The organism is Pseudomonas sp. TH31 (assembly GCF_016650815.1).
Lineage (GTDB): Bacteria > Pseudomonadota > Gammaproteobacteria > Pseudomonadales > Pseudomonadaceae > Aquipseudomonas.
The window spans coordinates 148,169-173,960 of the sequence record NZ_JAEKEZ010000010.1 but is presented as its reverse complement, the minus strand read 5'-3'; the positions used below and the strand labels follow the sequence as shown (position 1 = coordinate 173,960).

Here is a 25,792-nt window from a genome sequence, read left to right as displayed (position 1 = left end):
TAGACGCCGGCTTGCCTTTCGAAGCCCGGTTGTAAACTGATTTTTCATCACAGTTTATTGATTTAAAAGACTATTAATAAGCTGGCACGCTCCGTGTATTGCTCATCGCAGACGTTTCTCTTGCCTCCGCCAGCGGCTCGCCGCCGGTGGCAGAAACCATAAAAACGATAAGCCACAACAATAAGAAAGCACCGTGCGAGGTTCGACGTTGATGAAGAGAAGACTCCGATCAGGCATGAGCGCCGGCCTGCTGGCCGTGGCCGCTTGTGTGGCGCTGCATTCGCCTTACAGCCTGGCAGCCCGCGACGCCCAGACCATCCTCAAGGAAACCTGTCAGGGCTGTCACACCCCCGAAGCCGATAACGCCCTGAGCCGCATCAGCCACCAGCGCAAGACCCCGGAAGGCTGGCTGATGAGCATCGCCCGGATGCAGACCATGCACGGTTTGCAGATCAGCGATGACGACCGCCGCACCCTGGTCAAATACCTGGCCGACACCCAGGGCCTGGCGCCGAGCGAGACCGATGGCGTGCGCTATGCGCTGGAGCGCCGGCTCAATACCGTCGAGCATTTCGACGACCAGACCAGCCAGATGTGCGGCCGCTGCCACTCCGGTGCGCGGGTTGCGCTGCAACGCCGTCCGGCCCAGGAGTGGGAGCGTCTGGTGAACTTCCACCTCGGTCAATGGCCGTCGCTGGAGTACCAGGCCCTGGCTCGGGATCGCGACTGGTTTGATATCGCCCGTAAGGACATGGTGCCCCTGTTGGCCAAGCGTTATCCGCTGGACAACCCGGCCTGGAAAGCCTGGCTGAAAGTCGCGCCGAAAGCCGATGCGCTGGTGGGCGACTGGAGCTTCAGCGGCCACTTGCCGGGTAAAGGCGAACTGGCCGGCGTGATGAGCGTCACGGCCGATGGCAGCGACACCTTCAAGGTCAGCGTCAAAGGCCAATACGCCGATGGCAGCCCGTTCAACGGCGACGGTAGCGCGATTCTCTACAGCGGTTATGAATGGCGCGGTAACGTGACCATCGACGGCGTGACCATGCGCCAGGTGTTCGCCGCCCAAGGCACCGCGATGCAGGGCCGGATGTTCGAGGCTGAGCACGATGAGCGTGGTCTGGACTTCGTTGCCGCCAAGCAGGGCAGCAGCCGTTTGCTGGCCGTTCAACCGGGTTATCTGAAGGCTGGTGCTGAAACCGAAGTGACGTTGATTGGCAGCGGCCTCACCGGCAAACCGAACTTCGGCAAAGGCGTGGAAGTGGTCGCCGTCGTCGAGCAAAGCCCTGACCGGATCAAGGTCAAACTCAAGGCTGCTGCGAATGCTCAACCGGGCCTGCGCAACGTCACTGTCGGCATGCTGAAAGGCCCGACCCTGTCGGTCTACAGCAGCATCGATGCCGTCAAAGTCGTGCCGGAATTCTCGGTGGCGCGGATCGGCGAGGGCGGAGGTTCGACGCCGAAAGTCCAGGGCCGTTTCGATGCTGAAGCCTGGGGCAAGGGCGCCGACGGCAAGTCGTATCGCATCGGCGTGTTCCCGGCGCAGTGGAAGGTCGAAGCTTTCGATGACCGCGCCAAGGAAGACCAGGACGTCAAGTTCGCCGGCACCATGCAGGCCGACAGCGGCGTGTTTACACCGGGCGATGCCGGGCCAAACCCGCAGCGCAAAATGTCCACCAACAATGCCGGCAACCTCAAGGTGATCGCCGCCGTCGACGAGGCAGGAAAATCCCTGACCGGCGAAGGCCACATGATCGTCACCGTGCAACGCTGGAACAATCCACCCATTCCATGATGTTGAAAACGTGAGCTAGCTGACCGCAACGGCTTCAGACACTTTTTCGGAATGACCGCAGGCCTCGAAACCGGGGTTTGCACAGGAGGTTGCAATGGGCGCTATTTTGAATCTGGTTGAACGCAATCTGCACGAAGTGCACGTCGACGCCGACCGCATGCTGTTCCACATCCCCAGCAGTTCGCTGTTCGCCAGCGATGAGCTGACCGGCACCATCATCGATACCTTGCGCGGTCCCGGCTGTTCGTCGGAGGACCTGATCCAGCGTTTGGCCGCACGCTTTAACGGTGACGAAATCACCGAAACCCTGCGCGAGCTGATGGCCCTGGAACTGGTCAGCGACGGCTCGCCACTGACCCCGGACATCGGCACCAAACGAGTCGAGCGCACGGCGATCAATACCGTGGTGCTCAACGTGAACACCGGCTGCAACTTGAGCTGCACCTACTGCTACAAGGAAGACCTCGACAAGCCGTCGGCCGGCAAGAAAATGGACGTTGAAACGGCGGTCGCGTCGGTAGAAATGCTGCTGCGCGAATCCCCGGATGAAGAGCGTTTCACCGTGGTGTTTTTCGGTGGGGAGCCGTTGAGCAACCGCAAGCTGATCGAGTACATGGTCGATTATTGTGAAAAGCGGTTTGCCGAGGCGGGCAAGTTCGTCGAGTTCGTCATGACCACCAACGCCACGCTGCTCACCGAAGACACCGTGGACTACCTCAACGCCCACCGTTTCGGGCTCTCTGTGAGTATCGACGGGCCGAAAACCGTGCACGACCGCAATCGCATCACCGTGGGCGGGCAGGGCACCTATGACGTGGTGCGGCGCAAGGCCGAGATGCTGCTGTCGCGCTACAACAGCCGCCCGGTCGGCGCGCGGGTAACCCTGACCACCGGCGTCACCGATGTCGAAACCATCTGGGATCATCTGTTCAACGAACTGGGGTTTGCCGAAGTCGGTTTCGCCCCGGTGACGTCTGGCGACATCAGCACCTTCAACCTGTCCAGCGAGGAGCTGATCGAAGTCTTTGCCAACATGAAGAAACTCGGCCGGCGTTACCTGGAAGCCGCGTTGGAGCACCGCAATATCGGTTTTTCCAACCTGCACCAGTTGATCACCGACATCCACGAAGGCCATAAAAAAGCCCTGCCATGTGGCGCGGGTTTGAAGATGCTGGCAGTGGATCACAAGGGTGAGCTGAACCTGTGCCACCGCTTTACCGGCTCGTCACTGCCGACGTTTGGCAACGTGCACAGCGGTGTAAAACAGGTCGAATTGAACGACTTCCTGTCCCAGCGCCTGGACCGCACCAACACCGGTTGCGAGGACTGTCAGATCCGCAACCTCTGCTCCGGCGGCTGCTATCACGAAAGCTATGCCCGTTACGGCGACCCGACCCACCCGACCTATCACTACTGCGAACTGATGCGTGACTGGGTCGACTTCGGCATCGAGGTCTACACCCGGATCATGGCCCACAACCCTGCGTTTATCAGCAGCTACATCACTCCGCGCAAGGCTCACTGATATGAAACATCTCAAGGCAATCAATAACAAAGCGCTGAAGCTCGATCAGGCCGCAGCCGAAAACCGCATTGAAGAAGTGGTGGCGATGAGCTCGGTCGCCGGCTGCGCCTCGACCACCGACCCGGTTGGGAAATCGACGCCTTTGGCGGTGTGTCGTCGCTGTGCCAGCCGATGGAAGCGGATCTTTATGGCTGTTCCGACCCGTGCTGGTGGCCGGCCCAGGTGCCCGACATGATGAGCACTTACCCGGACTGGAACAAGGACGCGCAGGCCTCGAACGAGAGTTGGCGCAACCTCGGGACTGTCTTCCCAAAAGATAAGTGATCGGACCTCAGAAGGATTTCAGCATGCTTATTGTCAAAGCCTGCGGCCTGGCCGCGTTCGCCGTCCTGAGCGTCTGTTCGCTTAACGTTCTGGCCGATGAAAACACTGCACTGCAAGACGGTCACGAGTACATGTTGACCACCAATTACCCGAATAACCTGAACGTGATTGACCTGGCCACCGACACCTTGTTCAAGACCTGCAAAATGCCGGACGCCTTCGGTCCTGGCACCGTCCAACTGTCGCCGGATCACAAGACCGCGTACGTGCTGAACAACCACTATGCGGACATCTACGGCGTTGAGCTGGATAACTGCAAACAGGTGTTCCACACCAGCATCACCCAGAAACCCGGTGAGAAAGCGCGCTCGATGTTCGCCTTCACCCTCAGCCATGACGGCAAGGAACTGTTCGCTGTCGCCAACCCGACGCTGATGCTCAACGACCGCTATGAAGTGCAGCAACCGCGGCTCGATGTCTACGCCACCGACGCTGGCATGGACGCCAAACCCGTGCGCAGTTTCCCGGCGCCACGGCAGTTGACCATCATGCAAAGTGGCGACGATGGCACGCTGTATGTGGCGGGGGCGGACGTCTACAAGGTCGATGTCAAAACCGGCAAGTTCGATGTACTGATCCCCAGCCGTCACTGGAAACGCGAGAACTACAGCGCGCCGGACGTGCTCTACGTGTGGAACCAGCAGACCTATCGCCATGACTTCTCGCTGCTCTACACCGCGGCGAAATTCAAGGACAAGAAGCAGGACCCGCTGACCGCCGAATACCTCTACGGGCTGTTCAGTATCGACCTGAAAACCGGCAAGACCGAAACCACCGATTTTGGTCCTTTGACGGAAATCTACTTCAGCGGCATGCGCTCACCGAAGGACCCGAACCTGATGTTCGGTGTGCTCAACCGGTTGGCCAAGTACGACATCAAGCAGAAAAAACTGCTGCAGTCGGCGACGCTGGATCACTCCTACTACTGCATTTCCTTCAACAAGGACGGCAGCAAGATCTACCTGGCCGGGACGTTCAATGATGTGGCGATCTTCGATGCCGAGAGCCTGAAACAGATCGGCAGCATCAAAATGCCGGGTGGGGATATGGCGATTACCACGGCGCAGATCTTTGTGCGCTGATTCTCGGCAGACAATCAAAAGATCGCAGCCTTCGGCAGCTCCTACAGTGTTACGCGATCCTTGTAGGAGCTGGCGTAGCCTGCGATCTTTTCGCTTTTAAGAGTTGGAGGGCACCGGGCAGCTCATATCGCCTTCCTCACACTTGAGGTAACTCTTGAAGGTCTCGACGCGAACCTTGGTGAGGTGGGTGGTGCACTGGTTGTAGATCAGCCCCTCCATGCTGCCACCCGCCACCCCGGAGGAAGAAAACTCACACTCGGCGTCCCGAAACGCCACCCAGCTACGCTGGGCGCTGACCAGCAGCTTCCTGGCATCGGGACTGTCCTTCAACCTTTTGGTGATCTGCTGGTAAAGCACATTCAGCTCTTTGTCTGCGGCCTTGTACTGCTCGGCGGAGCATAGATTCATGGTGCTCTGGTCGTTGGCGTGGGCGCAGTCCACGGCATGCGCCACGGTGGTGAACAGCAGAGGCGTCAGCGCCAGGAGAAAGCGTGGGTTCATGGGGGATTCTCGCGGTGACAATGGAAAATTGAGGTGCAGTGTAGCGAAGCGGGTAGTGAATCAATCAATTTACAGTCCCCCACAATCCCCTGTGGGAGTGAGCCTGCTCGCGAAGAGGGCGTGTCAGTCGACATCGATGTTGCCTGGCACACCGCTTTCGCGAGCAAGCCCGCTCCCACATTAGGTTCTGCGTAGTCTCGGGAATTTATGTCTGCCACTCAGGGCATTGTTCAACGGCTTCATATTTAAGCCACGACACGTCATGAGCCATCCAGATATGCGCCTGCGGCGTCATCCCCGGATCATCATCAAGCGTCGCCACCCGCACGATCACATGCGGCTGCGCCAACCGCTCTGCCATCAAGTGCGAGCCACACACCGAACAGAAATGCCGAAACTTGCCCGGCGACGACTCGTAGCTGCCCAGCCGGTCCTGCCCCTTGGTCCAGCGAAAATGCTCACGCATGACCCCGGCCGTCGAGGCGAACGCCGCAGCGTGGGCCTTGCGGCAGGTCTGGCAATGACAATGGACGATCGGCATGTCGAGGCCATCGAGTTGGTATTCGATGGCTTTGCACAGGCAACTGCCGCGCAGGGAGGGAAGTTGCATGGGGCGTCCTTGGCTGGAATTTCAAACGTTGCGTACTTTAACATGTGCGTGTCAGGCGCTTGCGCAGGCGCGACCAAGATCCCGAAAGCGACAAGCGCACCCGCCTGATACAACTTTAGGGTTGGTCTTGTGGTCTCACAGGCCTACTGTTCAGTACAGGAGGTGACTTATGAACCCAGCATCAGATCGCATCGAAAGGAAGATTCTGCTCACGGCACCGCGTTCGCAGGTCTGGCGCGTGCTGGCCAATGCCGAAGCGTTCGGCCAGTGGTTTGGCGTGTCACTGGAGGGCAAGCGCTTTGTCGCCGGTGACTGGACCCAGGGGCAGATCACGTATCCCGGTTATGAGCATTTGCTGTGGAATGTCCTGGTGGAGCGGGTCGAGCCGGAGCGGGTGTTTTCGTTTCGCTGGCATCCGTATGCGGTGGAGCCGGACGTCGACTACTCCCAGGAGCCCACCACGCTGGTGCTGTTCGAGCTCGAAGACATGGATAACGGTACATTGTTGAAGGTCACCGAGTCCGGTTTCGATCACATTCCCCAGACGCGCAGGCTCAAGGCGTTCCGTATGGACAGCCGAGGCTGGGATGAGCAAATGAGCAATATCGAAGAGTTTCTGAAAGTCAGCACCAAGGCCCGCGAGCATCAGGGCGAGTGAAGGTTGTATGTTTGAACCTTGGCTGAAACGCTGGGCGCTGGTGCCGGACGGCGAGCCCATCATCACGCCCGGCAGTCGCTTGCTACCGGTGCGCATGGGCGATGTGCCGGCGATGCTGAAGGTCGCCGTCGATGATGAAGAAAAATTCGGCAATCTGCTGATGACCTGGTGGGACGGCGAGGGCGCTGCCCACGTGTTCGCCCATCACGGCGACGGTTTATTGATTGAACGTGCCATGGGTCGGCGCTCGCTGATGCGCATGGCGCTCAACGGGCAGGACGACGAAGCCAACCAGATCATGTGTGCGGCGGTGGCACAGTTGCATCTACCGCGCTTGTCGCCCTTGCCGCCGCTGGTTCCGTTGACGCAATGGTTCAACGCGTTGCGCCTGGCCGCTGAACAGCACGATGGGCTCTATTCCCTCAGCCTTTCCACGGCCGAAGCCTTGCTGGCCGAGCCGCAGGACGTGGTTGTGCTGCATGGCGATATCCATCACGACAATATTCTGGATTTCGAAACGCGAGGCTGGTTGGCCATCGATCCCAAGCGGGTGATCGGTGAGCGCGGTTTCGACTACGCCAACCTGATCTGCAACCCCGAACTGCCTGCAGCGACGGATCCGCTGCGTTTCGAGCGGCAAATCAGGATAGTGGCTAAAGCAGCAGGGCTTGAGCGGCGGCGCTTGCTGCAGTGGGTGCTGGCCTTTGCCGGATTGTCTGCCGCCTGGTTTCTTGAAGATGACGACACGACGGCCGCCAAAGGTCAGTTGCAGGTCGCTAAACTCGCGGCTTTGACGCTTGATGCCTGACAGGCCTAAGGGTTTTCGGAAGGGCTGCTATGGCGAATGTCTTACACGCGATGGTAGCTATGTCGTCTATTGCATATTGGATCCGAAGCGTAATCTAGCCTCATCAACTGAAGCACAGGGAGTGCTCAGGATCATGGATGATCGACCATAAGCAAGGATTCGCTGCCGACAGGGAGTCGCAATGGTCTTGGGAAAAACCCGCTTCGGCGGGTTTTTTTTCGTCTGTCGAAAAGTCGACGGAGAACCCTGTGGGAGTGAGCCATACACAAATTCTGTGGCCAACCGAGATCCCCCTGTGGGAGCGGGCTTGCTCGCGAAGGCGGAGTATCAGCCAACTCGTATTTTGGATGTGCCACCGTTTTCGCGAGCAAGCCCGCTCCCACAGGGTAATTGGGGCGCTGAAGGTCAAACGCTTACACGCCGTCGCGGGTATGTCTTCTGTTTAAGCCTCGTCGATGCGCTTATTCTGGATTCATCAACTGAAGCACAGGAAGTGCTCAGGATCACGGATGATCGACCATTAGCCAGGATGGCTGCCGACAGGATGTCGCAATGGTCTTGAGAAACCCGCCCCGGCGGGTTTTTTCGTCTATCGAAAACTCCGCTACAACACCGCCCCTGTAGGAGCGAGCGGTGCGGCGATCCGACTTGCCCGCGAAGAAGTTGACGCGGTACCACAGACAAACCGAGTCATCGCTCTTCGCGGGCAAGCCGCGGGATTGTTTATCGAAGGTTGAGCTTGGCCGCCGCCCGATCGGTAATCAGCTTGCGTTGCAGGAACGATTGCGCCGCACGCCGTTGAACCTCTTCGACGATATTCTGCGGCGCTGTTTCCGGGCTGCCCGACTGGAACGGCGGTGCCGGCGCATATTCCAGTTGCAGTTGCACCACTTGCGCCGTGTCCTTATCGAACAACTCGGCTGCCAGGGTCAGGGCGAAATCAATACCGGCGGTGATCCCGCCACCGGTCAGCAGATTTCCATCGCGCACCACCCGATCTTTCACTGGGATCGCACCCAATGTCTCAAGCAACTCGTGATAGGCCCAATGAGTCGTGGCGCGTTTGCCCTTCAGCAATCCAGCCGCACCAAGCACCAGCGAGCCGGTGCACACCGAGGTGACATAACGGGCATTGACCGCCTGAGCCTTGATGAAGGCCAGGGTCTGTTCATCTTCCATCAACGGCCCGACACCGCTGCCACCGGGGATGCAGATCACATCCAGCGCCGGGCAATCGTCGAACGTGGCGGTCGGTTTCAGCACCAGGCCGGTGCTGGCGGTGACCGGCACCAGGTCCTTCCAGATCAAATGCACCTTTACGTCTGGCAACGAAGCCAGCACGTCATAAGGGCCGGTCAGGTCCAGTTGTTGAACCTGTGGAAACAACAGAAAACCGATCTGCAGCGTCATGGTGTTTTTTCTCCGGGTTGGGGTGGACGGCTTCACTGTAGGCTCGTAGGATTTGGCGTATCCGCCAATTACCCCACGAATTACGCCAATCATGCCAAAGACCATTCACGTACTCGCGTTTGCCAATGTGCAACTGCTCGACGTCACCGGACCCTTGCAAGTGTTCGCCTCGGCCAACGACATTGCCCGTCAACAGGGTTTACCAGCGCCCTACGCGCCGTCAGTGATTGCCAGCGGTGGCGGGGCGGTGATGTCGTCGGCGGGGTTGGCGATGTTGGCCGAGTCGTTACCGAACGGTGGTAGCGACACTTTGATCATCGCTGGCGGTTGGGGCGTGCACTCAGCAGCGGTCGACGAGTCGCTGGTGGCGTGGGTGCGTGAACATGCAATGGGGTGCCGGCGAGTGTCGTCGGTGTGTACCGGCGCGTTTCTGCTGGCCGCCAGTGGTTGGCTCGATGGTCGGCGAGTGGTCACCCACTGGACCCGCTGCGATCAGTTGGCGCAGATGTATCCACGCCTGCACGTCGAGCCCAACCCGATTTTCATCAACGACGGCCCGGTCTGGACCTCCGCCGGGGTCACCGCCGGTATCGACTTGGCGCTGGCCATGGTCGAAGAAGACCTCGGCCGCGCGATGGCGCTGGAGGTCGCCCGGCACCTGGTGGTGTTTCTCAAGCGCCCGGGCGGTCAGTCGCAATTCAGCGTGACCCGGTCACTGCAACAGGAAGGCAACCGCTTCGATGAACTTCATGCCTGGATCAGCGAAAATCTCACCAAAGACCTCGGGATCCCGACCCTGGCGCTGCAGGCCGGGATGAGCGAGCGCAGCTTTATCCGTCACTACCGCGCCGACACCGGCCAGACCCCGGCCCGGGCCATCGAACTGATTCGGGTCGAGACGGCGCAGCGGCTGCTCAGCGATACCGGCGTGCCGATCAAACGGGTCGCGGTGCAATGCGGGTTTGGCTGCGAAGAAACCTTGCGTCGCAGCTTTCTGAGGGCCATGGGCGTGACGCCGCTGGCCTATCGCGAGCGCTTCAGCGTCAGCCTCGCAGCAGATCCAGTAACGCTTTGATCGTTGCTTCGGGCGCTTCCTCGGCAATGTTATGCCCGACACCCGCCAGCACGCGGCGCTCGTAATGGCCGGTGAAGTGCTCGACGTCTTCGTCGATCTCGGTCGCTGGCCCGACACCATCGTCGGCGCCGCAGAGGGAAATCGTCGGCACGTTGATCGGCGGTTGCTTGGCCAACGCTTCTTCCATCCACTCAAGCGCAGGATCGCCGGGGACAGACATGAAGCGATGCCGATACGAGTGAATCACCACTTCGACGAAATCCGGGTTGTCGAAGGCCGGTGCACTCAAGGCATAACGCTCGGCTTTCCCGGCCCAGGTCGGCGACCACAAGCGCCAAAGCAGTTCGCAAAAGGCTCGGCGATTTTTGGTCAAACCTTCAACGCCACGCGGAGTGTGAAAGTAGTACTGATACCAGAGACGATGTTCGGTTTCTGGGTCTAGCGGTTGGGTTGAACCGGGAATGTTTTGAAGGTTGTAGCCATCGCCGGTGACCAGGCAGCGAACCCGCTGCGGCCATAGCGCCGCGACAATGCACGCCGCCCGACCCCCCAGTCATAGCCGCAGAGGGCGACTTGTGGGATGGCCAGGGCGTTCAACAAATCCAGCAGGTCCTGGGCGAGGGCGGCTTGCTGGCCGGAGCGCAGGGTGTCGGGGCTGTTGAAGCGAGTCGGGCCGTAGCCGCGCAGGTACGGGACGATGACGCGGAGGCCTTGAGCTGCGAGGGCTGGGGCGATGTCGTCGTAGGCGCGGGGGGAGTAGGGGAAGCCGTGGAGCAGGATGACGGCTTCGCCGGTGGTGGGGCCGTGTTGTTCGTAGGCGATTTTCAGGTTGGGCGTTTCAACGTACTGAATGGCGTGCGGCGTGATCATGACAGGCTCCTGAACATTGGCATTCGAGAACACTAGATCATCTACGGTGATGACGACTGACTTGAAGCCGCACGCTGAACCTGTGGCGAGGGAGTGTGTCAGCCTCAGGCCTCGACTTCCGCCACCTGATTAAAATACTTCGACCGATCCGGCGTAAACGTCACCACCATTTTTGTCCGTGAACACGTCAACGCCCGCTCTTCACTCAGATCAATATCCAGATCTTCTCCACGTAATCCCTGCCATTGCGCCAGATACTTGAGCGATCCGTACTTTTCGAGTTTCTTCAGGCTGCGGCTCACTCCACCTTTCCAGCCCAGCACCGGCAGTTCGCCGGCGAGGCACTGTTGGGCGATGTCGGGGAATCGGCTGGCGCGTTGGCGGCCGATTTCCCAGCATTTGATCAGGCCCTTGTCGTGGGCTTCCCACAGTTCATCCCGGTTCAGGCCGGAGCGCAGTGGGGTGTCGATGGTGCGGTGGATGCGCTGGGTCATTCTGTTTCCTTGAATTCGGGTTTTGTTGGACAGCTCCGCTGTGCCCGTTGACGGTGGATGTTAGGGGCGGATGTAACAGCTTGCAACAAGGTATTTTGGGGTGTAAGACGCAGGTGCAGGTGGGTGGAACGCCATGCTCTGTTTGGTTGCTGTAAGTCTGTGCCCTACACTGTTTTGTGGTGAGGGCGCTTGCTCTCGGTCGGCTGCGCAGCCGTTGCAGAACCAACAAACGCGGTGCTTCAGGCTCAATGGGGTAAAAAGTTAAAGGGGCCACTGCGCGCCCTGACGCGAGCAAGCCCCCTCACCACAGGGAGTGGGTTTTGGCAGATGGATCGCGTTTTTGTTTGTCGCGAATAGGCCTTGTTCCTACAGCTTGCGATTGGAAAAGGGATATTTCTGACGAGATCTAGTGGCTTTGGATGACGAGTTCAGGTCGGTAGTCCTTCGTTTTGGCTGATGGCCTCTTCGCGAACAGGCTCGCTCCCACATTGGAATTGAGTGAATCCGGTCAAACGAGGGCTTGTTCGCGAATGCAGGCGATGCGGTCTCAAGGCTGCCAATAATTCTTCTCCCCACTCAGCTGGCGATCCAGAAAACTCGCCGCACTGATCAGCGCCAGGTGCGTCAACGCTTGCGGCGTATTGCCCAGGTGTCGTGCATGGCTGTCGAACTCTTCGGCATACAGGCCCAGCGGGTTGGCGTACCTCAGCAGTTGTTCGAACTCCAGATGGGCCTTTTCCACCTGGCCGGCGCGGGCCAGGCATTCGACGTACCAGAACGAGCATGCGGCGAAGGCGCCTTCGGTGCCTGCCAGGCCGTCGATCTGGGTCTCCTCGTTGCGGTAGCGGTAAACCATGCCGTCACGCACCAGGGTTTTTTGGATGGCTTCCAGGGTCGAGAGCCAGCGTGGGTCCTTGGCGCTGACGAAGCGCACCAGCGGCATCAGCAACATCGAGCCATCAAGGGCGGTGCCGCCGATGTGCTGGACGAAATGCCCGCGTTCTTCGTTCCAGAACTTTGCCCAGATGTCGGCGTAGATCGCCTGGCGGGTCTGGTCCCAGCGGGCGAACGGGGCGGGCAGGGAGCGTTTGGAAGCCAGGCGAATGGCCCGGTCCACCGCGACCCAGCACATCAGCCGCGAATGCAGAAAGTGGTGCTGCTCACCGCGCATTTCCCAGATGCCGACATCTTCGCTTTCCCAGGTTTGGCAGACTTGATCAACCACCTCCACGGTGTGTTTCCAGCCTTCATGGGAAATCGCTTCGCCATATTTGTTGACCAGGTACACCGCGTCCATCAGCTCGCCGAAGATGTCGAGCTGGACCTGATCGTACGCGTCATTGCCGATGCGCACCGGTTTTGCGCCGCCGTGGCCGGCCAGGTGCGTAAGTTCGGTTTCCGGCAGCTTCTGGCGGCCGTCGATGGCGTAGAGGATGTTGATTTTCGTCGAGTTGCCGTGGCAATCACTGACCCGCCCGCGCATCCACTTCATGTAGGCGTTGGCTTCGTCGACAAAGCCCAGGCGCATAAAGGCGTAGACGGTAAACGAGGCATCGCGGACCCAGGTGTAGCGGTAGTCCCAGTTACGTTCGCCGCCGGGGGTTTCGGGCAGGCCGAAGGTCGCGGCGGCGAGGATTGCACCGTGTTTGCGCGAGGTCAGCAGCTTCATGGCCAGGGCCGAGCGGTTGACCATTTCCCGCCAGCGACCGCGATAGTTGGACTGACCGATCCAGTCGCGCCAGAACTTCAGGGTGCGTTCCAGGCACAGTCCGGCGGCGCCTTCCTTGAAGCGTGGGTCGTCGACCGCGCCCAACAGAAACTCCGCGCTTTGCCCCTGTTCAAGGGTGAATTCTGCGATGGCGGCATTGCCATCGAGACTCAAGGCTTGATCCGAAGACAGGCGCAGGGACGGCTGGTCAGCGGCTTCAAACACCGCATCCTCTTCATCCATGCGTGCACCGGTTTTTGCCCTGGCGTAGTCATGTCGCACCGCGCACCGCATGCGCATCGTCGCTGTGCCGCTGACCACCCGCACCCGGCGCATCAGCATCGGCAGGTCATCTTCGCTGTCGCCGATCGGCAGCAGGTCGGTGACTTCGACCACGGCGCGTTCGCTCAACCAACGGTTTTGCAGCACGTTGGTGTCCGGCAGGTAGATTTGCTCGCGGCGGGCGTCGGGCAGGTCCGGGGCCAGTTGGAAAATCCCGGCCTCGGGGGTGTCCAGCAGCGAGCAGAAGATCGACGGGCTGTCGAACTCCGGCCAGCAGAAGAAATCCACGCTGCCCTTGTCGTTGACCAGCGCCGCACTGCGCATGTCGCCAATGATGCCGTGGGCGTCGATGGCGCTTTGTCGTTCGGGATGATGATCAGCCATTGCCACGGAACTCCGGATAGAGGCTCATGCCGCCGTCGATGAACAGGGTGGTGCCGACAATGTAGTCGGACAGATCGCAAGCAAGGAAAACCACGGCGTTGGCGATGTCCTCGACGTCACCGATACGGCCGTAAGGGATGAGCTTGAGCAGTTCCTGCGCAGCGTCGCCCTCGGTGGCGGCGCGGTTGATCGCCGTGCGAATGGCACCCGGCGCGATGCCGTTGATGCGGATTTTCTGCTGGCTGACTTCCTGGGCCAGGGTCTGCATCAGCATATCGACCCCACCCTTGGACGCGGCGTAATTGACATGGCCGGCCCACGGAATGCGCTGGTGCACCGAACTCATGTGGATGATCTTGCCGGCGGCCCGGGACACGCCTTGGCGAATGCCTTGTTTGTTGAAAATCCGCAGGGCGGCGCGGGCGCAAAGGAACTGGCCGGTGAGGTTGACGCCGATCACCTGGTTCCAGTCGGCCAGGCTCAGGTCCACGGCATTCGCATCTTTTTGCATCCCGGAATTGGCCACCAGAATGTCGAGGAAACCGAAGGCGTCGAGGGTCTGGGCGAACAGGCGTTCGACGTCCTCTTCTTTCGACACGTCGGCACCGATGGCGATGGCGCGACCGCCGCTGTCATTGATCTGCTTGGCCAGCTCTTCGGCGGGGCCGGGCTGGGCGTTGTAGTTGAGCACTACGGCCGCACCGGCAGCGGCCAGGGCTTTGGCGGCACCGGCACCGATGCCGGAACTGGCGCCGGTGACCAGGGCGACTTGTTGGTCGAGAGATATCTGCATGAGCGTTAGCGCCTTGAAGGGAGGGCCTAACTAGCTGACTGATAGAAAGCTTGGAGAGTTCAGCGCCAAGATCAAAAGATCGCAGCCTTCGGCAGCTCCTACAGAAGTACGCATTCCCATGTAGGAGCTGCCGAAGGCTGCGATCTTTTGATCTTCATGGGCTTATGACCCAATTCCCCGCTTTCCCCTCAACCAGCCTTTATGGCAACTTGCAGGCCCCGATTGAGGCCGCAACCGATGGCAAACCCCTACCGCGAACTATTCAACGCCCCTGGCTCCCGGGCCTTCGTGCTGGCCGGGATGATCGCGCGCATGCCGATTTCCATGACCGGCATCGGCCTGATCACCATGCTCTCGCAGTTGCAGGGTGGCTACGGCTTGGCCGGCGCCGTCGCGGCAACTTTTGCCCTGGCCACGGCATTCTGCGCGCCGCAGGTTTCGCGGCTGGTCGACCGCTATGGCCAGGGCCGGATCTTGCCGGTGTCGGCGCTGCTGGGCGGTGGTTCGTTGTTGCTGTTATTGCTTTGCACACGGTTGCAGGCGCCGCACTGGACGCTGTTCGTGTTCGCCGCCCTGGCCGGCTGCATGCCAAGCATGTCGGCGATGGTCCGGGCGCGCTGGACCGAGCTCTATCGTGGCCAGCCGCAACTGCAAACCGCGTATGCCCTGGAATCAGTGCTGGACGAAGTCTGCTTTATCGTCGGGCCGCCGCTGTCGGTGGGCTTGTGTGTGGTGGCGTTCCCCGAGGCAGGTCCCTTGGCGGCATTGCTGATGCTGGCGATCGGAGTCACGGTGTTTGTGTTGCAGCGCGGCACCGAGCCGGCGGTGCATCCCCATGAAGTTCACCATCAGGGCTCGATCATTCGTTCCGGTGAAATCCGCCTGCTCATGCTGTTGATGACCGCGATGGGCACCATCGTCGGCGTAGTGGAGGTGGTCAGCGTGGCGTTTGCCCAGCAGCAGGGCCAACCGGCGGCGGCGAGTATCGTGCTGTCGGTATACGCCATTGGCTCGTGCCTGGCCGGGTTGGCGTTCGGCGCGTTGCGCTCGAAAGTGCCGCTGCCGCGATTGTTCCTTTATGGCGGTGTGGCGACGGCGGTGACGACATTGCCGTTGCTGCTGGCGACGAATATTGTTGGCTTGGCGCTGGCGGTGTTTGTCGCCGGGCTGTTCTTTGCGCCGACGCTGATAGTGGCGATGGCGTTGGTGGAGCGAATCGTGCCGCCAGCCAAACTGACCGAAGGCCTGACGTGGCTGGTCACCGGGTTGAGCATTGGCGTTGCAATGGGGGCAGCGAGTTCCGGGTGGCTGGTGGATGCGTTCGGGGCGCGCAGCGGGTTTTGGGTAGCGATTGCGGCGGGGATGGTGGTGTTGGGCTCGGCGATCCAGAGCTTGCGCCATCTGAAATGAAGATCAAACTGTGGGAGCGAGCCTGCTCGCGAATGCGATGTATCATTCAGCATTGATGTTGGCTGATGTACCGCTTCCGCGAGCAGGCCCGCTCCCACAGGGGAATGGGTTACCAGCCTGTTCACGTCGTGGCTGGCGTGCCGCCCGGCGTCGGTGCGGCTGCTGGCCTTGACCTCGGACCAGTACGCCTGGTCAGGACCGAAGATAAATTGAAAAACCCCTTCGATGCCGACGGCGCCGGCGTTGGCGAACAGTTTGCCCAGGATGGTCTGCAGGTCCACGACGTTCACTCTTGCAGGTTTTGGTCTGAGGAGGGACCGATCGCTTGCGCTGGAAATTTAACCCGCCTCGACTAATTTACCCGGGCGCCGGAGCGTTCCTTTTTACAGACATCTTTTTGAGGAGCCCACGGTGACCAAGCTGACCCTGCTGTGCCTGCCTTATTCCGGCGCCAGCGCCATGGTCTACAGCCGCTGGCGGCGCAAGTTGCCGCAGTGGCTGCAATTGCAGCCGGTCGAGTTGCCGGGGCGCGGTGCCCGTTTCGACGAACCGTTGCACACCGACATGCGCGGGCTGGCGATGCAACTGGCCAAGGAACTGCGCCTGACGCTCAAGACCCCGTATGCCTTGTTCGGGCACAGCCTGGGCGCCTTGATGGCGTGCGAGTTGGCCCACGCGTTGCGTGCCCTGGGCTGCCCGGAACCGGTGGCACTGTTTGCTTCCGGCACCGCCGCGCCGACCCTGCGCGCCGACTACGATCGCGGTTTTGCCGAGCCCAAGACCGATGCCGAACTGATCGATCAGTTGCGCACCCTTAATGGCACCAGCGAAGAAGTGCTGGCCAATGAAGAATTGATGAGCCTGACCCTGCCGATCCTGCGCGCGGATTTTCTGTTGTGCGGGCGTTTTCAGCCGATCCAGCGCCCGTTGCTCAAATGCCCGGTGCACGTGCTCGGCGGCAAGGCCGACAAGGCCACCACCGAGCAATTGATCGGCTGGAGCAAGGAAACCCACGGCAGCTTCTCGGTGGACATGCTGGCCGGCGGGCACTTCTTTATCCATGAGCATGAACCCAAGGTGCTGCGGGTGATCAAGGATCATCTGGAAGTGCATCGGCGGCGGCATGCCATGGCCGCCAGCGCCTGACGACTCAACTGCTTTACCCTGTGGGAGCGGGCTTGCTCGCGAATGCGGTATGTCCGTGAGCATTGTTGTTGACTGACACACCGCATTCGCGAGCAAGCCCGCTCCCACATTGATCTGCGACAGCCTCAAACTCTCCGACATACCCCCTTCCTGATAGTTGTTCTCATTCGCTAATTTTTCCGGTCTGCATTCGTTTTATAGGGACGACGTGCCTTTGTGCTTCCTGCCTACTGATCCGGATGCTAAGAAATGAATGCTGAAGACTCCTTGAAACTTGCTCGCCGGTTTATCGGGTTGCCCCTGGAAAAGCGCCAGATGTTCCTTGCGGCCTTGCAAAAGGAAGGCGTGGATTTCTCGCAATTCCCGATCCCGGCCGGGGTGGAGGCCGAGGACCGCCAGGCGTTGTCCCATGCCCAGCAGCGCATGTGGTTTCTTTGGCACCTGGACCCGCAAAGCGGCGCCTATAACCTGCCGGCGGCGGTGCGCCTGAGCGGGCGCCTGAATCAGGCTGCGCTGGAGCAAGCGTTCGCCAGCCTGATCGAGCGTCACGAAACCCTGCGCACGGTATTCCAGCAACAATCCGACGACAGCCTGTTGCAAGTTTCGGTGCAGCAACCGCTGGATATCGAGCGCATCGACCTCAGCGCTCTGCCGCCGGCAGAGCGTGAATCCCGTGTCGCCGAAGCCGCCGGGCAGCAATCGCTGATTCCCTTCGATCTGGCCCAGGGCCCACTGCTGCGGGTGCGCTTGTTGAAGCTGGATGAGCAGGAGCACGTGCTGCTGCTGACCTTGCACCACATCGTCTCCGACGGTTGGTCGATGAACGTATTGATCGACGAATTCTGCCGCTTCTACGACGCCCACGATCAGGGCCAAACCCCGGATTTCGCCCCGCTGCCGATTCAATACAGCGACTACGCCTTGTGGCAGCGCCGCTGGCTGGGGGCCGGAGAGCAGCAAAAACAACTCGATTACTGGCTGGCGAAACTGGGTGACGAACACCCGGTGATGGAGTTGCCGCTCGATCATCCGCGCCCGGTGTTGCCGAGCTGTCGCGGTCGTCGCCATGAGCAGGTGGTCGACGCCGTACTGGCCGAACAACTGCGCGGCGTTGCCCGTCAGCACGGCGTGACGTTGTTCATGCTGCTGCTGGGCACCTTCAATATTCTGCTGCACCGTTACACCGGCCAGAACGACCTGCGCATCGGCGTGCCGATTGCCAACCGCAATCGCCGGGAAATCGAAGGGCTGATCGGCTTCTTCGTCAACACTCAAGTGCTGCGGGTGCAACTGGACGGCCAGACCCGTCTCGGCGATCTGCTGCACGACCTCAAGGAAACCGCCCTCGGCGCCCAGGCCCATCAGGACCTGCCGTTCGAGCGCCTGGTCGAAGCGCTGAAACTGGAACGCAGCCTGAGCTACAACCCGCTGTTCCAGGTGATGTACAACCACCAGCCGGAAGTGGCGGATGTCACCACGCTGAAGGTTGGCACCGGTCTGGAACTGAGTGTGATCGAGTGGGAAAGCCGCAGCACCCAGTTCGACCTGAGCCTGGATACGTATGAGAAGGGTGGGCAACTGCACGCGGCGTTCACTTATGCCAGCGACCTGTTCGAGCCTGATTCCATCGAGCGTCTGGCCCGGCACTGGACGTTCCTGCTGCGCAGCATCGTCAACGACCCGCAGCAACGGGTGGGCGAAATCCCGCTGCTGGCGACGGACGAATATCAGCAACTGATCGCTGACTGGGGCCGCAACGACGGCGTGTGGCCGAGCGAGCGCCCGGTGCATGAACTGTTTGAAACTGCTGCCGAGAAAACCCCGGTGCGACCGCGTTGATCTTCGATGGCCAGCACCTGACTTACGGCCAGCTCAACGCTCGGGCCAACCGTCTGGCCCGCACGTTGGTGGCCCAAGGCGTGGGACCGGAAGTGTTGGTGGGCATCGCAGTGGATCGCGGACTGGAGCTGATCGTCGCCGTGCTCGCGGTGCTCAAGGCTGGCGGTGCCTATGTGCCACTGGACCGGCAATACCCGCGCGACCGCTTGCTGTGCATGATCGAAGACAGTGGCAGCCAGTTGATCCTCAGCCAAAGTTATCTGCTTGAGCGTTTGCCGGTGCCGGACGGCGTGGCTTGCCTGTGCCTGGATCAGGCCGATGCCTGGATGTCCCTGGACGAAAGCAATCTCGCCTGCCCGGTATGGGCGGACAACCTGGCCTACGTCATGTTCACCTCGGGCTCGACCGGTCGCCCGAAAGGCGTCGGCATCAGCCATGGCGCGTTGAGCAAACACGCGTTTGCCTCACAGCATTACTACAACCTCCGCGCCGCCGATTGCGTGCTGCAGTTCGCCACGTTCAACTTCGATGCCTTTGGCGAGCAACTCTTCGGTCCGCCGACCTGCGGTGCCTCGGTGGTGCTGCGCGGTAACGAAGTCTGGGACAGCGAAACCCTCTACCGGCAGATCGTCGAACAGGGCATCACGGCGATGGACCTGACCACGGCCTACTGGAACATGGTCGCCAAGGAATTCGCCGCCGTCGGCCCGCGTGACTACGCAAAACTCCGCCAAGTGCACAGCGGCGGTGAAGCGATGCCGCCGGAAGGCGTGCTGGCCTGGCGTCAGGCCGGCCTGCAACAGGTCAAGTTGCTGAACACCTACGGCCCGACCGAAGCGACCGTCACTGCCACGACCCTGGATTGCAGCGACTACATCTTCGGCCGCCAGCCGTTGCCGCTGACTTTGCCCATCGGCAAGCCATTGCCCGGCCGTCACACCTACGTGCTTGATGAAAACGGCCAGCCAGCTCCGGTCGGTGTGATCGGCGAACTGGTGATCGGCGGTGAGTTGCTGGCCCGTGGCTACTTCCGACGCCCGGACCTGAGCGCCGAGCGTTTTATCCCTGATCCGTTTTCTGGTTCCGGCGCGCGCCTGTACCGCACCGGTGACCTGGCCCGATTCAACGCTCAAGGGGTGATCGAGTACGTCGGGCGCGTCGACCATCAAGTGAAGATTCGCGGTTTTCGCATCGAACCGGGTGAGGTCGAAGCGCGACTGCTGGAACTGGATGCGGTGAGCGACACCGTGGTTCTGGCCGTGCAGGGCGGTAGCAGCCTGCAACTGGTTGGCTACGTCGTGCCGACCGACACCTCACTCGTGCACGCGCGCGCCGAAGAACAAGGCGCGGCTCGCGAAGCGATCCAGGCTCAACTCAAGGACAACCTGCCCGATTACATGGTCCCGACGCATTTGCTGTTTCTCGTGGCATTGCCGTTGAGCCCGAACGGCAAGCTCGACCGCAAGGCCCTGCCGGCCCCGGATGCCAGCCAGATGCAGCAGGCCTACGTGGCGCCGCGCAGTGAACTGGAACAGAAAATCGCCGGGATCTGGCAGGACGTGCTCAAGCTGGAGAAGGTCGGCCTGACCGATAATTTCTTCGAATTGGGCGGCGACTCGATCATCTCCATCCAGGTGGTCAGCCGTTCGCGTCAGGCCGGGATTCATTTCAGTCCGCGCGACCTGTTCCAGCATCAAACCGTGCAGGGGCTGGCGGGTGTGGCGCAGCAGGGCATCGCGGCGCTGACCATCGATCAGGGCCCGGTCAGCGGCGAGCTGCCGTTGCTGCCGATCCAGCAGACCTTCTTTGAAGAACAAATCCCGCAACGTCATCACTGGAACCAGGCTGTGCTGCTGCGCGCCCATCAACGCTTGCAAGCAGCGCCGTTGGTTCAAGCATTGAACGTCTTGGTGGCGCACCACGACGTGCTGCGTTCACGGTTTGCCGATGGACGTGCTGAAGTCGCAGTCGTCGTAGTCGACAACGAATTGCTCTGGACCGCCAACAACGTCAGCACCACCGAACTGGACGAACTCTACGCCAAGGCCCAGCGCAGTCTCGACTTGCAAAGCGGTCCGTTGCTGCGCGGTGTATTGGCGACGTTGACCGATGGCAGCCAGCGCCTGTTGCTGGTGATCCATCACCTGGCGGTCGACGGAGTTTCCTGGCGCATTCTGCTGGAAGATTTGCAGTTCGCTTACGAGCAAGCGTCGCTGGGCGCGAGTGCCAGACTTGCGGCCAAAACCAGTTCCTACAAGGCCTGGGGCGAGCATCTGCAGGCTTATGTGCACACTGAAACCGTGCAAGCGGAGCTGAGTTTCTGGCACCGGCAACTCAACGGCGTGACGGTCGAGTTGCCGTGCGACAACCCGCAAGGCAGCCAGCAAAGCCGTCATGCCCAAGTCGTTCAAAGCCGACTGGATAAAACGTTCACCCAGCAACTATTGCAGCAGGCGCCAGCCGCCTACCGCACGCAAGTCAACGATCTGCTGCTGACCGCCCTTGCGCGGGTGATCTGCCGCTGGACCGGCCACGCCGACACCTTGATCCAGCTCGAAGGCCACGGTCGCGAAGACCTGTTCGACGCCGTCGACCTGACCCGCACCGTCGGCTGGTTTACCAGCCTGTTCCCGGTGCGCCTGACGCCGGCTGATTCCCTGGCCGCAGCGCTCAAGCAGATCAAGGAACAACTGCGAGCGATCCCAAACAAAGGCATCGGTTTTGGTGTACTCAAATACCTCGGTGATGAGGCAGCGCAATCCAGCCTGAAAGCCTTGCCGGCACCGCGCATCACCTTCAACTACCTCGGCCAGTTCGACGGCAGTTTTGACGCCGACGACGGTGCGTTGTTCAGCCCGGCGGGTGAAAGTGCCGGCCTGGAGCAAAGTGCCGAAGCGCCGCTGGACAACTGGCTGGGCGTCGAAGGCCAGGTGTTTGAAGGCGAACTCGACCTGCGCTGGACCTTCAGCAGCGAGGTGTTCACCCAAGCGACCATCGCCCGTTTGGCCGATGAATACACTCGCGAACTCGAAGCGTTGATCAGCCATTGCTGCCTGCCGGACTCGATGGGCGTCACGCCGTCGGACTTTCCGCTGGCGCACATTGATCAGGCACAACTGGACGCGATCACCGTGCCGGCCGCTGGCATCGAGGACCTCTACCCGCTGTCGCCGATGCAGCAAGGCATGCTCTTTCACACCTTGTATGAGCAAGGCACCGGCACCTACATCAACCAATTGTGCGTCGATGTCGACGGCCTCGACGCCGAGCGTTTCCGTGACGCCTGGCAGGCGACCATGGACGCCCACGACATCCTGCGCAGCGGTTTCATCTGGCAGGGCGAGTTGCAGGAACAACTGCAAATCATCCATCGCCACCTGCCGCTGCCTTATGTGCTGCTCGACTGGCGCGAACGCACTGACATCGCCCAGGCCCTCAGCGATTTCACCGCCGCCGACCTGGCCCAAGGCTTCGACCTGACCCAGGCCGGGTTGCTGCGCCTGACCCTGATCCAGACCGGGCCTGACCGTCATCACCTGATCTTCACCAACCACCACATTCTGATGGATGGCTGGAGCAGCGCGCAGATGCTCGGCGAGGTGTTGCAGCGTTACAACGGCCAACAACCGCCGCGCCCGGCCGGTCGTTATCGCGATTACATCCAGTGGCTGCAACGCCAGGACGGGGCGGTCAGCGAAGCGTTCTGGCTGGCGCAACTCGGCGATTTCCAGGAGCCGACCGTGTTGGCTCAAGCCGCGGCGAGCGGCGGCGAAGTGCTGAGCGGAACCGCTCATACGCTGCGTCATTTCGAGGCGGACGCGTTGCGTACCCGTCGCCTGAGTGATTTCGCCCGGCAACAGAAAATCACCGTCAACACCTTGGTCCAGGCCGCATGGCTGTTGCTGTTGCAGCGCTACACCGGCAACGCCTGCGTGGCGTTCGGCACCACTGTGGCCGGCCGTCCTGCGGACCTGGTGGGCATCGAGCAACAAGTGGGCCTGTTCATCAACACCTTGCCGGTGATCGCCGGTTCGCGTCCGGACCAGAGCGTCGGCGCGTGGCTGGCCGCCGTGCAGGCGCAGAACCTCAGCCTGCGCGAGTTCGAACACACGCCGCTGGCGAACATCCAGCGCTGGGCCGGGCAGGGCGGTGAGTCACTGTTCGACACCTTGCTGGTGTTCGAAAACTTTCCGATTTCCGAAGCCCTGCAACAGGGTACCGCCCCAGGCGTGGTGTTCGGCGAAGTCGCCAACCAGGATCAAACCCACTATCCGCTGACCATTGGTGTGACCTTGGGTGAAACCCTGGCGCTGCATCTGAGCTTCGATCAGGCGAAGTTCAGCGCTGCGACCATCGAACGTCTCAGCGCCCATCTGCTGCATCTGCTCGACGCTTTTGCCGAGTCCGCCGAGCGGCGCCTGGGAGAAATCGCCCTGGTCACCCCGCAAGAACAGGCCCTGCAACAAGCGAACAATCAGCCGCAACCGTACCCGGTGAATGTCGCGGTGCATCAGCGTTTCGCTGAACTCGCCGCCCGGCGGCCCGAGCGTACGGCGGTGATCTTCGACGGTCAGCGTTTCAGCTACGGCGAACTGGACCTGCGGGCCAATCGCCTCGCCCATGAACTGGTGGCGCAAGGCGTCGGGCCGGAAGTGCGGGTCGGCGTGGCCTTGGCGCGCGGTGAAGGCTTGATCGTCGCGTTGCTGGCGGTGCTCAAGGCCGGTGGCGCCTATGTGCCGCTGGACACCCGTTACCCGCGCGAACGCCTGGCGTACCTGATGCAGGATTCGGGTCTGGCGCTGCTGCTGACCGATTCGCGGATTTCGGCGCGGTTGCCGATTGAAGATGTCATGAACGTTCTGGAACTGGATCACCTCGACCTGAGCGCACGTCCGGCAGTGGCGCCGGTTGTAAACCTCGACCCGAACAACCTCGCCTACGTGATCTACACCTCCGGTTCCACCGGCAATCCGAAAGGCGTCAGCGTGACCCACGGCCCACTGGCGATGCATTGCCTGGCCATCGGTGAGCGCTACGAGATGCGTGACAGCGACTGCGAATTCCATTTCATGTCGTTTGCCTTCGACGGTGCTCATGAACGCTGGTTGACCAGTCTGACCCACGGCGCTTCGCTGCTGATTCGCGATGACAGCCTGTGGACCCCGGAGCAGACCTACAACGCGATGATCGAACACGGCGTGACCGTGGTCGCGTTCCCGCCGGTCTATTTGCAACAACTGGCCGAACACGCCGAACGTGAAGGCAACCCGCCGAAGGTGCGCATCTACTGCTTCGGCGGCGATGCGGTGCCACATGCCAGTTTTGAACGGGTCAAGCGCGCGCTGAACCCGGAGTACATCATCAATGGTTACGGCCCGACCGAAACCGTGGTCACGCCGCTGATCTGGAAGGCTGCCCGCGACATGCAGTGCGGTGCGGCCTACGCGCCGATTGGCAGCCGCATCGGTGATCGCAGCGCTTATGTGCTCGACGCCGACCTGAATCTGTTGCCCCAAGGCATGGCCGGTGAGCTGTACCTCGGCGGCACCGGGCTGGCCCGTGGTTACCTGAATCGTCCGGGCCTGACGGCCGAGCGTTTTGTCGCGGATCCGTTCAGTTGCACCGGCGGTTTGCTCTATCGCACTGGCGACCTGGTGCGCCAACGCGCCGATGGCACCTTTGATTACCTGGAGCGTATCGATAACCAGGTGAAGATCCGTGGTTTCCGCATCGAACTGGGGGAAATCGAAGCGCGCTTGCAAACCTTCGATGGCGTTCGCGAAGCGGTGGTGGTCGCTCAGGAGAGCGCCGGTAGCAAACGGCTGGTCGCTTACGTGGTCGGCGATGCGCAAGGCAGGAATGTTGCCGAATCATTGCGCGAACAACTCAAAGCTGCACTGCCGGCGCATATGGTCCCGGCCTACGTGTTGCTGCTCGAACGCATGCCGCTGACCCCCAACGGCAAGCTCGACCGCAAGAACCTGCCACGTCCGGATGCCCGCCAATTGCAGCAAGCCTACGTGGCGCCGCAAAGCGCGCCGGAACAGCAATTGGCGACGATCTGGCAAGACGTGCTGAAGCTGGAGCGCGTCGGTTTGAACGACAATTTCTTCGAGCTGGGCGGCGACTCGATCATCTCGATTCAAGTGGTCAGCCGCGCCCGTCAGGCTGGCCTGCGCTTCACGCCGAAAGACCTGTTCCAGCACCCGACCATTCAGGCGTTGGTGGCGGTGGTCCAGACCGGCGAGCCGTTGCAGCAGATCGATCAGCGTCCGGTGAGCGGCGAAACCCCGCTGTTGCCAGTGCATCAGGTGTTCTTCGCCCAGCCGATTCCTGATCGTCATCACTGGAACCAGTCGGTGATGCTCAAGCCGACTCAGGCGTTGAATCCTCAAGCGCTGGAGCAGGCCTTGGGCGCGCTGGTGATGCATCACGACAGCCTGCGCTTGAACTTCGTTTCGCAGGCCGAAGGTTGGTCCGCGCAGTACCGTGACGTCTTCGAGGCCGAAGCGATCCTCTGGCAAGCCGACATTGCCGACCTGGCAGCCCTCGAAGTGCTGGGCAATCAAGCCCAACGCAGCCTGCAATTGAGCGACGGTTCGTTGATCCGCGCGGTGCTGGCGAACCTGGCCGATGGCTCTCAACGCTTGCTGTTGGTCGTTCACCACTTGGTGGTCGATGGCGTGTCGTGGCGCATTCTGTTCGAAGACCTGCAAACCGCTTACCGCCAATGCCTGGCCGGTGAAACCGTGCAATTGCCGGCCAAGACCAGCGCCGTCAAGGCCTGGGCCGTAGCGCTGCAAGACTATGCCGCCAGCGCACCGTTGCAGGCCGAATTGGCTTACTGGCAGCAACAGTTGCAAGGCGCGCCGGTGGCCTTGCCGTGCGACAACGCCGAAGGCGGGCAGCAACATCAGCACGCCTTGGCGATCCGCAGCCGACTCGACAAAACCCTGACCCGGCGGCTGCTGCAGAAGCCCCGGCGGCCTATCGCACGCAGGTCAACGACCTGTTGCTGACG

16 protein-coding genes and 3 pseudogenes are annotated in these 25,792 nt (G+C 61.1%); 11 read left to right on the top strand and 8 right to left on the bottom strand.

Annotation, left to right across the window (positions count from 1 at the left end; translation table 11 throughout):
- Positions 1 to 211 precede the first annotated feature (211 nt).
- From peaA to peaD, 4 genes and pseudogenes are all read left to right on the top strand, one after another.
- The gene (gene peaA, locus JFV26_RS07435; protein ID WP_201191100.1) at positions 212 to 1,792 is read left to right on the top strand and encodes a quinohemoprotein amine dehydrogenase subunit alpha; all 1,581 of its coding nucleotides are present in this window, start codon (positions 212 to 214) and stop codon (positions 1,790 to 1,792) included.
- A 94-nt stretch (positions 1,793 to 1,886) separates the two neighbouring features.
- Positions 1,887 to 3,317, top strand: coding sequence for a quinohemoprotein amine dehydrogenase maturation protein (gene peaB, locus JFV26_RS07430; protein ID WP_201191091.1), 1,431 nt, complete (start codon positions 1,887 to 1,889; stop codon positions 3,315 to 3,317).
- Between the two features lies 1 nt (position 3,318).
- A pseudogene (gene qhpC / locus JFV26_RS07425) lies at positions 3,319 to 3,641 on the top strand (quinohemoprotein amine dehydrogenase subunit gamma).
- Between the two features lie 23 nt (positions 3,642 to 3,664).
- Positions 3,665 to 4,783 carry a quinohemoprotein amine dehydrogenase subunit beta gene (peaD, locus tag JFV26_RS07420; RefSeq protein ID WP_201191082.1) on the top strand — a complete coding sequence of 373 codons (1,119 nt, stop codon included), beginning with the start codon at positions 3,665 to 3,667 and terminating at the stop codon, positions 4,781 to 4,783.
- 96 nt (positions 4,784 to 4,879) lie between these two features.
- Here the strand turns inward: peaD and JFV26_RS07415 are convergent, their stop codons facing one another.
- Both JFV26_RS07415 and JFV26_RS07410 read right to left on the bottom strand, forming a co-directional pair.
- A complete protein-coding gene (locus JFV26_RS07415; protein ID WP_201191080.1) occupies positions 4,880 to 5,284 on the bottom strand; it encodes a lysozyme inhibitor LprI family protein in 405 nt (134 codons plus the stop codon).
- Between the two features lie 205 nt (positions 5,285 to 5,489).
- On the bottom strand, positions 5,490 to 5,894 hold the full coding sequence (locus JFV26_RS07410; protein ID WP_201191079.1) for a GFA family protein: 405 nt from the start codon (positions 5,892 to 5,894) through the stop codon (positions 5,490 to 5,492).
- Positions 5,895 to 6,063: 169 nt separating this feature from the next.
- Between JFV26_RS07410 and JFV26_RS07405 the strand changes: the two genes are divergently transcribed.
- Positions 6,064 to 6,552: an SRPBCC family protein gene (locus tag JFV26_RS07405; RefSeq protein WP_201191077.1), complete on the top strand. Its 489-nt coding sequence runs from the start codon at positions 6,064 to 6,066 to the stop codon at positions 6,550 to 6,552.
- Between the two features lie 7 nt (positions 6,553 to 6,559).
- Positions 6,560 to 7,360, top strand: a complete 801-nt coding sequence (locus JFV26_RS07400; protein WP_201191075.1) for an aminoglycoside phosphotransferase family protein — start codon at positions 6,560 to 6,562, stop codon at positions 7,358 to 7,360.
- A 723-nt stretch (positions 7,361 to 8,083) separates the two neighbouring features.
- On the opposite strand, the gene inhA is transcribed toward JFV26_RS07400, so the two are convergent.
- Positions 8,084 to 8,770 carry an isonitrile hydratase gene (gene inhA / locus JFV26_RS07395; RefSeq protein WP_201191073.1) on the bottom strand — a complete coding sequence of 229 codons (687 nt, stop codon included), beginning with the start codon at positions 8,768 to 8,770 and terminating at the stop codon, positions 8,084 to 8,086.
- A 91-nt stretch (positions 8,771 to 8,861) separates the two neighbouring features.
- On the opposite strand from inhA, the gene JFV26_RS07390 reads away from it, so the two are divergent.
- Entirely contained in the window at positions 8,862 to 9,845 is a 984-nt protein-coding gene (locus tag JFV26_RS07390) for a GlxA family transcriptional regulator (RefSeq protein ID WP_201191071.1), read from the top strand.
- Here the strand turns inward: JFV26_RS07390 and JFV26_RS34725 are convergent.
- The 4 genes and pseudogenes from JFV26_RS34725 to JFV26_RS07370 form a co-directional block, all read right to left on the bottom strand.
- A pseudogene (locus tag JFV26_RS34725) lies at positions 9,814 to 10,715 on the bottom strand (alpha/beta fold hydrolase). The gene JFV26_RS07390 and the pseudogene JFV26_RS34725 sit on opposite strands and share 32 nt — an antisense overlap.
- A 104-nt stretch (positions 10,716 to 10,819) precedes the next feature.
- Complete coding sequence (locus JFV26_RS07380) at positions 10,820 to 11,209, bottom strand: hypothetical protein (protein ID WP_201191062.1); 390 nt, start codon at positions 11,207 to 11,209, stop codon at positions 10,820 to 10,822.
- Positions 11,210 to 11,756: 547 nt separating this feature from the next.
- The gene (locus tag JFV26_RS07375) at positions 11,757 to 13,583 is read right to left on the bottom strand and encodes a glycoside hydrolase family 15 protein (RefSeq protein WP_201191060.1); all 1,827 of its coding nucleotides are present in this window, start codon (positions 13,581 to 13,583) and stop codon (positions 11,757 to 11,759) included.
- The gene (locus tag JFV26_RS07370; RefSeq protein ID WP_201191058.1) at positions 13,576 to 14,376 is read right to left on the bottom strand and encodes an SDR family oxidoreductase; all 801 of its coding nucleotides are present in this window, start codon (positions 14,374 to 14,376) and stop codon (positions 13,576 to 13,578) included. Before JFV26_RS07370 ends, JFV26_RS07375 begins: the two co-directional genes overlap by 8 nt.
- 237 nt (positions 14,377 to 14,613) lie before the next feature.
- Here JFV26_RS07370 and JFV26_RS07365 point away from each other — a divergent pair, with 237 nt between their 5' ends.
- Positions 14,614 to 15,786, top strand: a complete 1,173-nt coding sequence (locus tag JFV26_RS07365) for an MFS transporter (RefSeq protein WP_201191056.1) — start codon at positions 14,614 to 14,616, stop codon at positions 15,784 to 15,786.
- 122 nt (positions 15,787 to 15,908) lie between these two features.
- On the opposite strand, the pseudogene JFV26_RS07360 reads toward JFV26_RS07365, so the two are convergent.
- Positions 15,909 to 16,067, bottom strand: a pseudogene (locus tag JFV26_RS07360) (cupin-like domain-containing protein); the annotation flags it as partial.
- Positions 16,068 to 16,197: 130 nt separating this feature from the next.
- Between JFV26_RS07360 and JFV26_RS07355 the strand changes: the two are divergent.
- The 3 genes from JFV26_RS07355 to JFV26_RS34715 all read left to right on the top strand — a co-directional run bounded on the left by JFV26_RS07355 (position 16,198) and on the right by JFV26_RS34715 (position 25,790).
- Complete coding sequence (locus JFV26_RS07355) at positions 16,198 to 16,932, top strand: alpha/beta fold hydrolase (RefSeq protein ID WP_201191055.1); 735 nt, start codon at positions 16,198 to 16,200, stop codon at positions 16,930 to 16,932.
- A 249-nt stretch (positions 16,933 to 17,181) separates the two neighbouring features.
- On the top strand, positions 17,182 to 18,771 hold the full coding sequence (locus JFV26_RS34720; protein ID WP_446739904.1) for a condensation domain-containing protein: 1,590 nt from the start codon (positions 17,182 to 17,184) through the stop codon (positions 18,769 to 18,771).
- A complete protein-coding gene (locus JFV26_RS34715; protein WP_446739903.1) occupies positions 18,768 to 25,790 on the top strand; it encodes an amino acid adenylation domain-containing protein in 7,023 nt (2,340 codons plus the stop codon). The genes JFV26_RS34720 and JFV26_RS34715 overlap by 4 nt, the downstream gene beginning before the upstream one ends.
- Positions 25,791 to 25,792: the final 2 nt, after the last annotated feature.

Bases quoted from the DNA above. Each gene is read 5' to 3' on its own strand.
- peaA (WP_201191100.1), top strand. From the start codon at position 212: ATGAAGAGAAGACTCCGATCAGGCATGAGCGCCGGCCTGCTGGCCGTG.
- peaB (WP_201191091.1), top strand. From the start codon at position 1,887: ATGGGCGCTATTTTGAATCTGGTTGAACGCAATCTGCACGAAGTGCAC.
- peaD (WP_201191082.1), top strand. From the start codon at position 3,665: ATGCTTATTGTCAAAGCCTGCGGCCTGGCCGCGTTCGCCGTCCTGAGC.
- JFV26_RS07415 (WP_201191080.1), bottom strand. From the start codon at position 5,284: ATGAACCCACGCTTTCTCCTGGCGCTGACGCCTCTGCTGTTCACCACC.
- JFV26_RS07410 (WP_201191079.1), bottom strand. From the start codon at position 5,894: ATGCAACTTCCCTCCCTGCGCGGCAGTTGCCTGTGCAAAGCCATCGAA.
- JFV26_RS07405 (WP_201191077.1), top strand. From the start codon at position 6,064: ATGAACCCAGCATCAGATCGCATCGAAAGGAAGATTCTGCTCACGGCA.
- JFV26_RS07400 (WP_201191075.1), top strand. From the start codon at position 6,560: ATGTTTGAACCTTGGCTGAAACGCTGGGCGCTGGTGCCGGACGGCGAG.
- inhA (WP_201191073.1), bottom strand. From the start codon at position 8,770: ATGACGCTGCAGATCGGTTTTCTGTTGTTTCCACAGGTTCAACAACTG.
- JFV26_RS07390 (WP_201191071.1), top strand. From the start codon at position 8,862: ATGCCAAAGACCATTCACGTACTCGCGTTTGCCAATGTGCAACTGCTC.
- JFV26_RS07380 (WP_201191062.1), bottom strand. From the start codon at position 11,209: ATGACCCAGCGCATCCACCGCACCATCGACACCCCACTGCGCTCCGGC.
- JFV26_RS07375 (WP_201191060.1), bottom strand. From the start codon at position 13,583: ATGGCTGATCATCATCCCGAACGACAAAGCGCCATCGACGCCCACGGC.
- JFV26_RS07370 (WP_201191058.1), bottom strand. From the start codon at position 14,376: ATGCAGATATCTCTCGACCAACAAGTCGCCCTGGTCACCGGCGCCAGT.
- JFV26_RS07365 (WP_201191056.1), top strand. From the start codon at position 14,614: ATGGCAAACCCCTACCGCGAACTATTCAACGCCCCTGGCTCCCGGGCC.
- JFV26_RS34720 (WP_446739904.1), top strand. From the start codon at position 17,182: ATGAATGCTGAAGACTCCTTGAAACTTGCTCGCCGGTTTATCGGGTTG.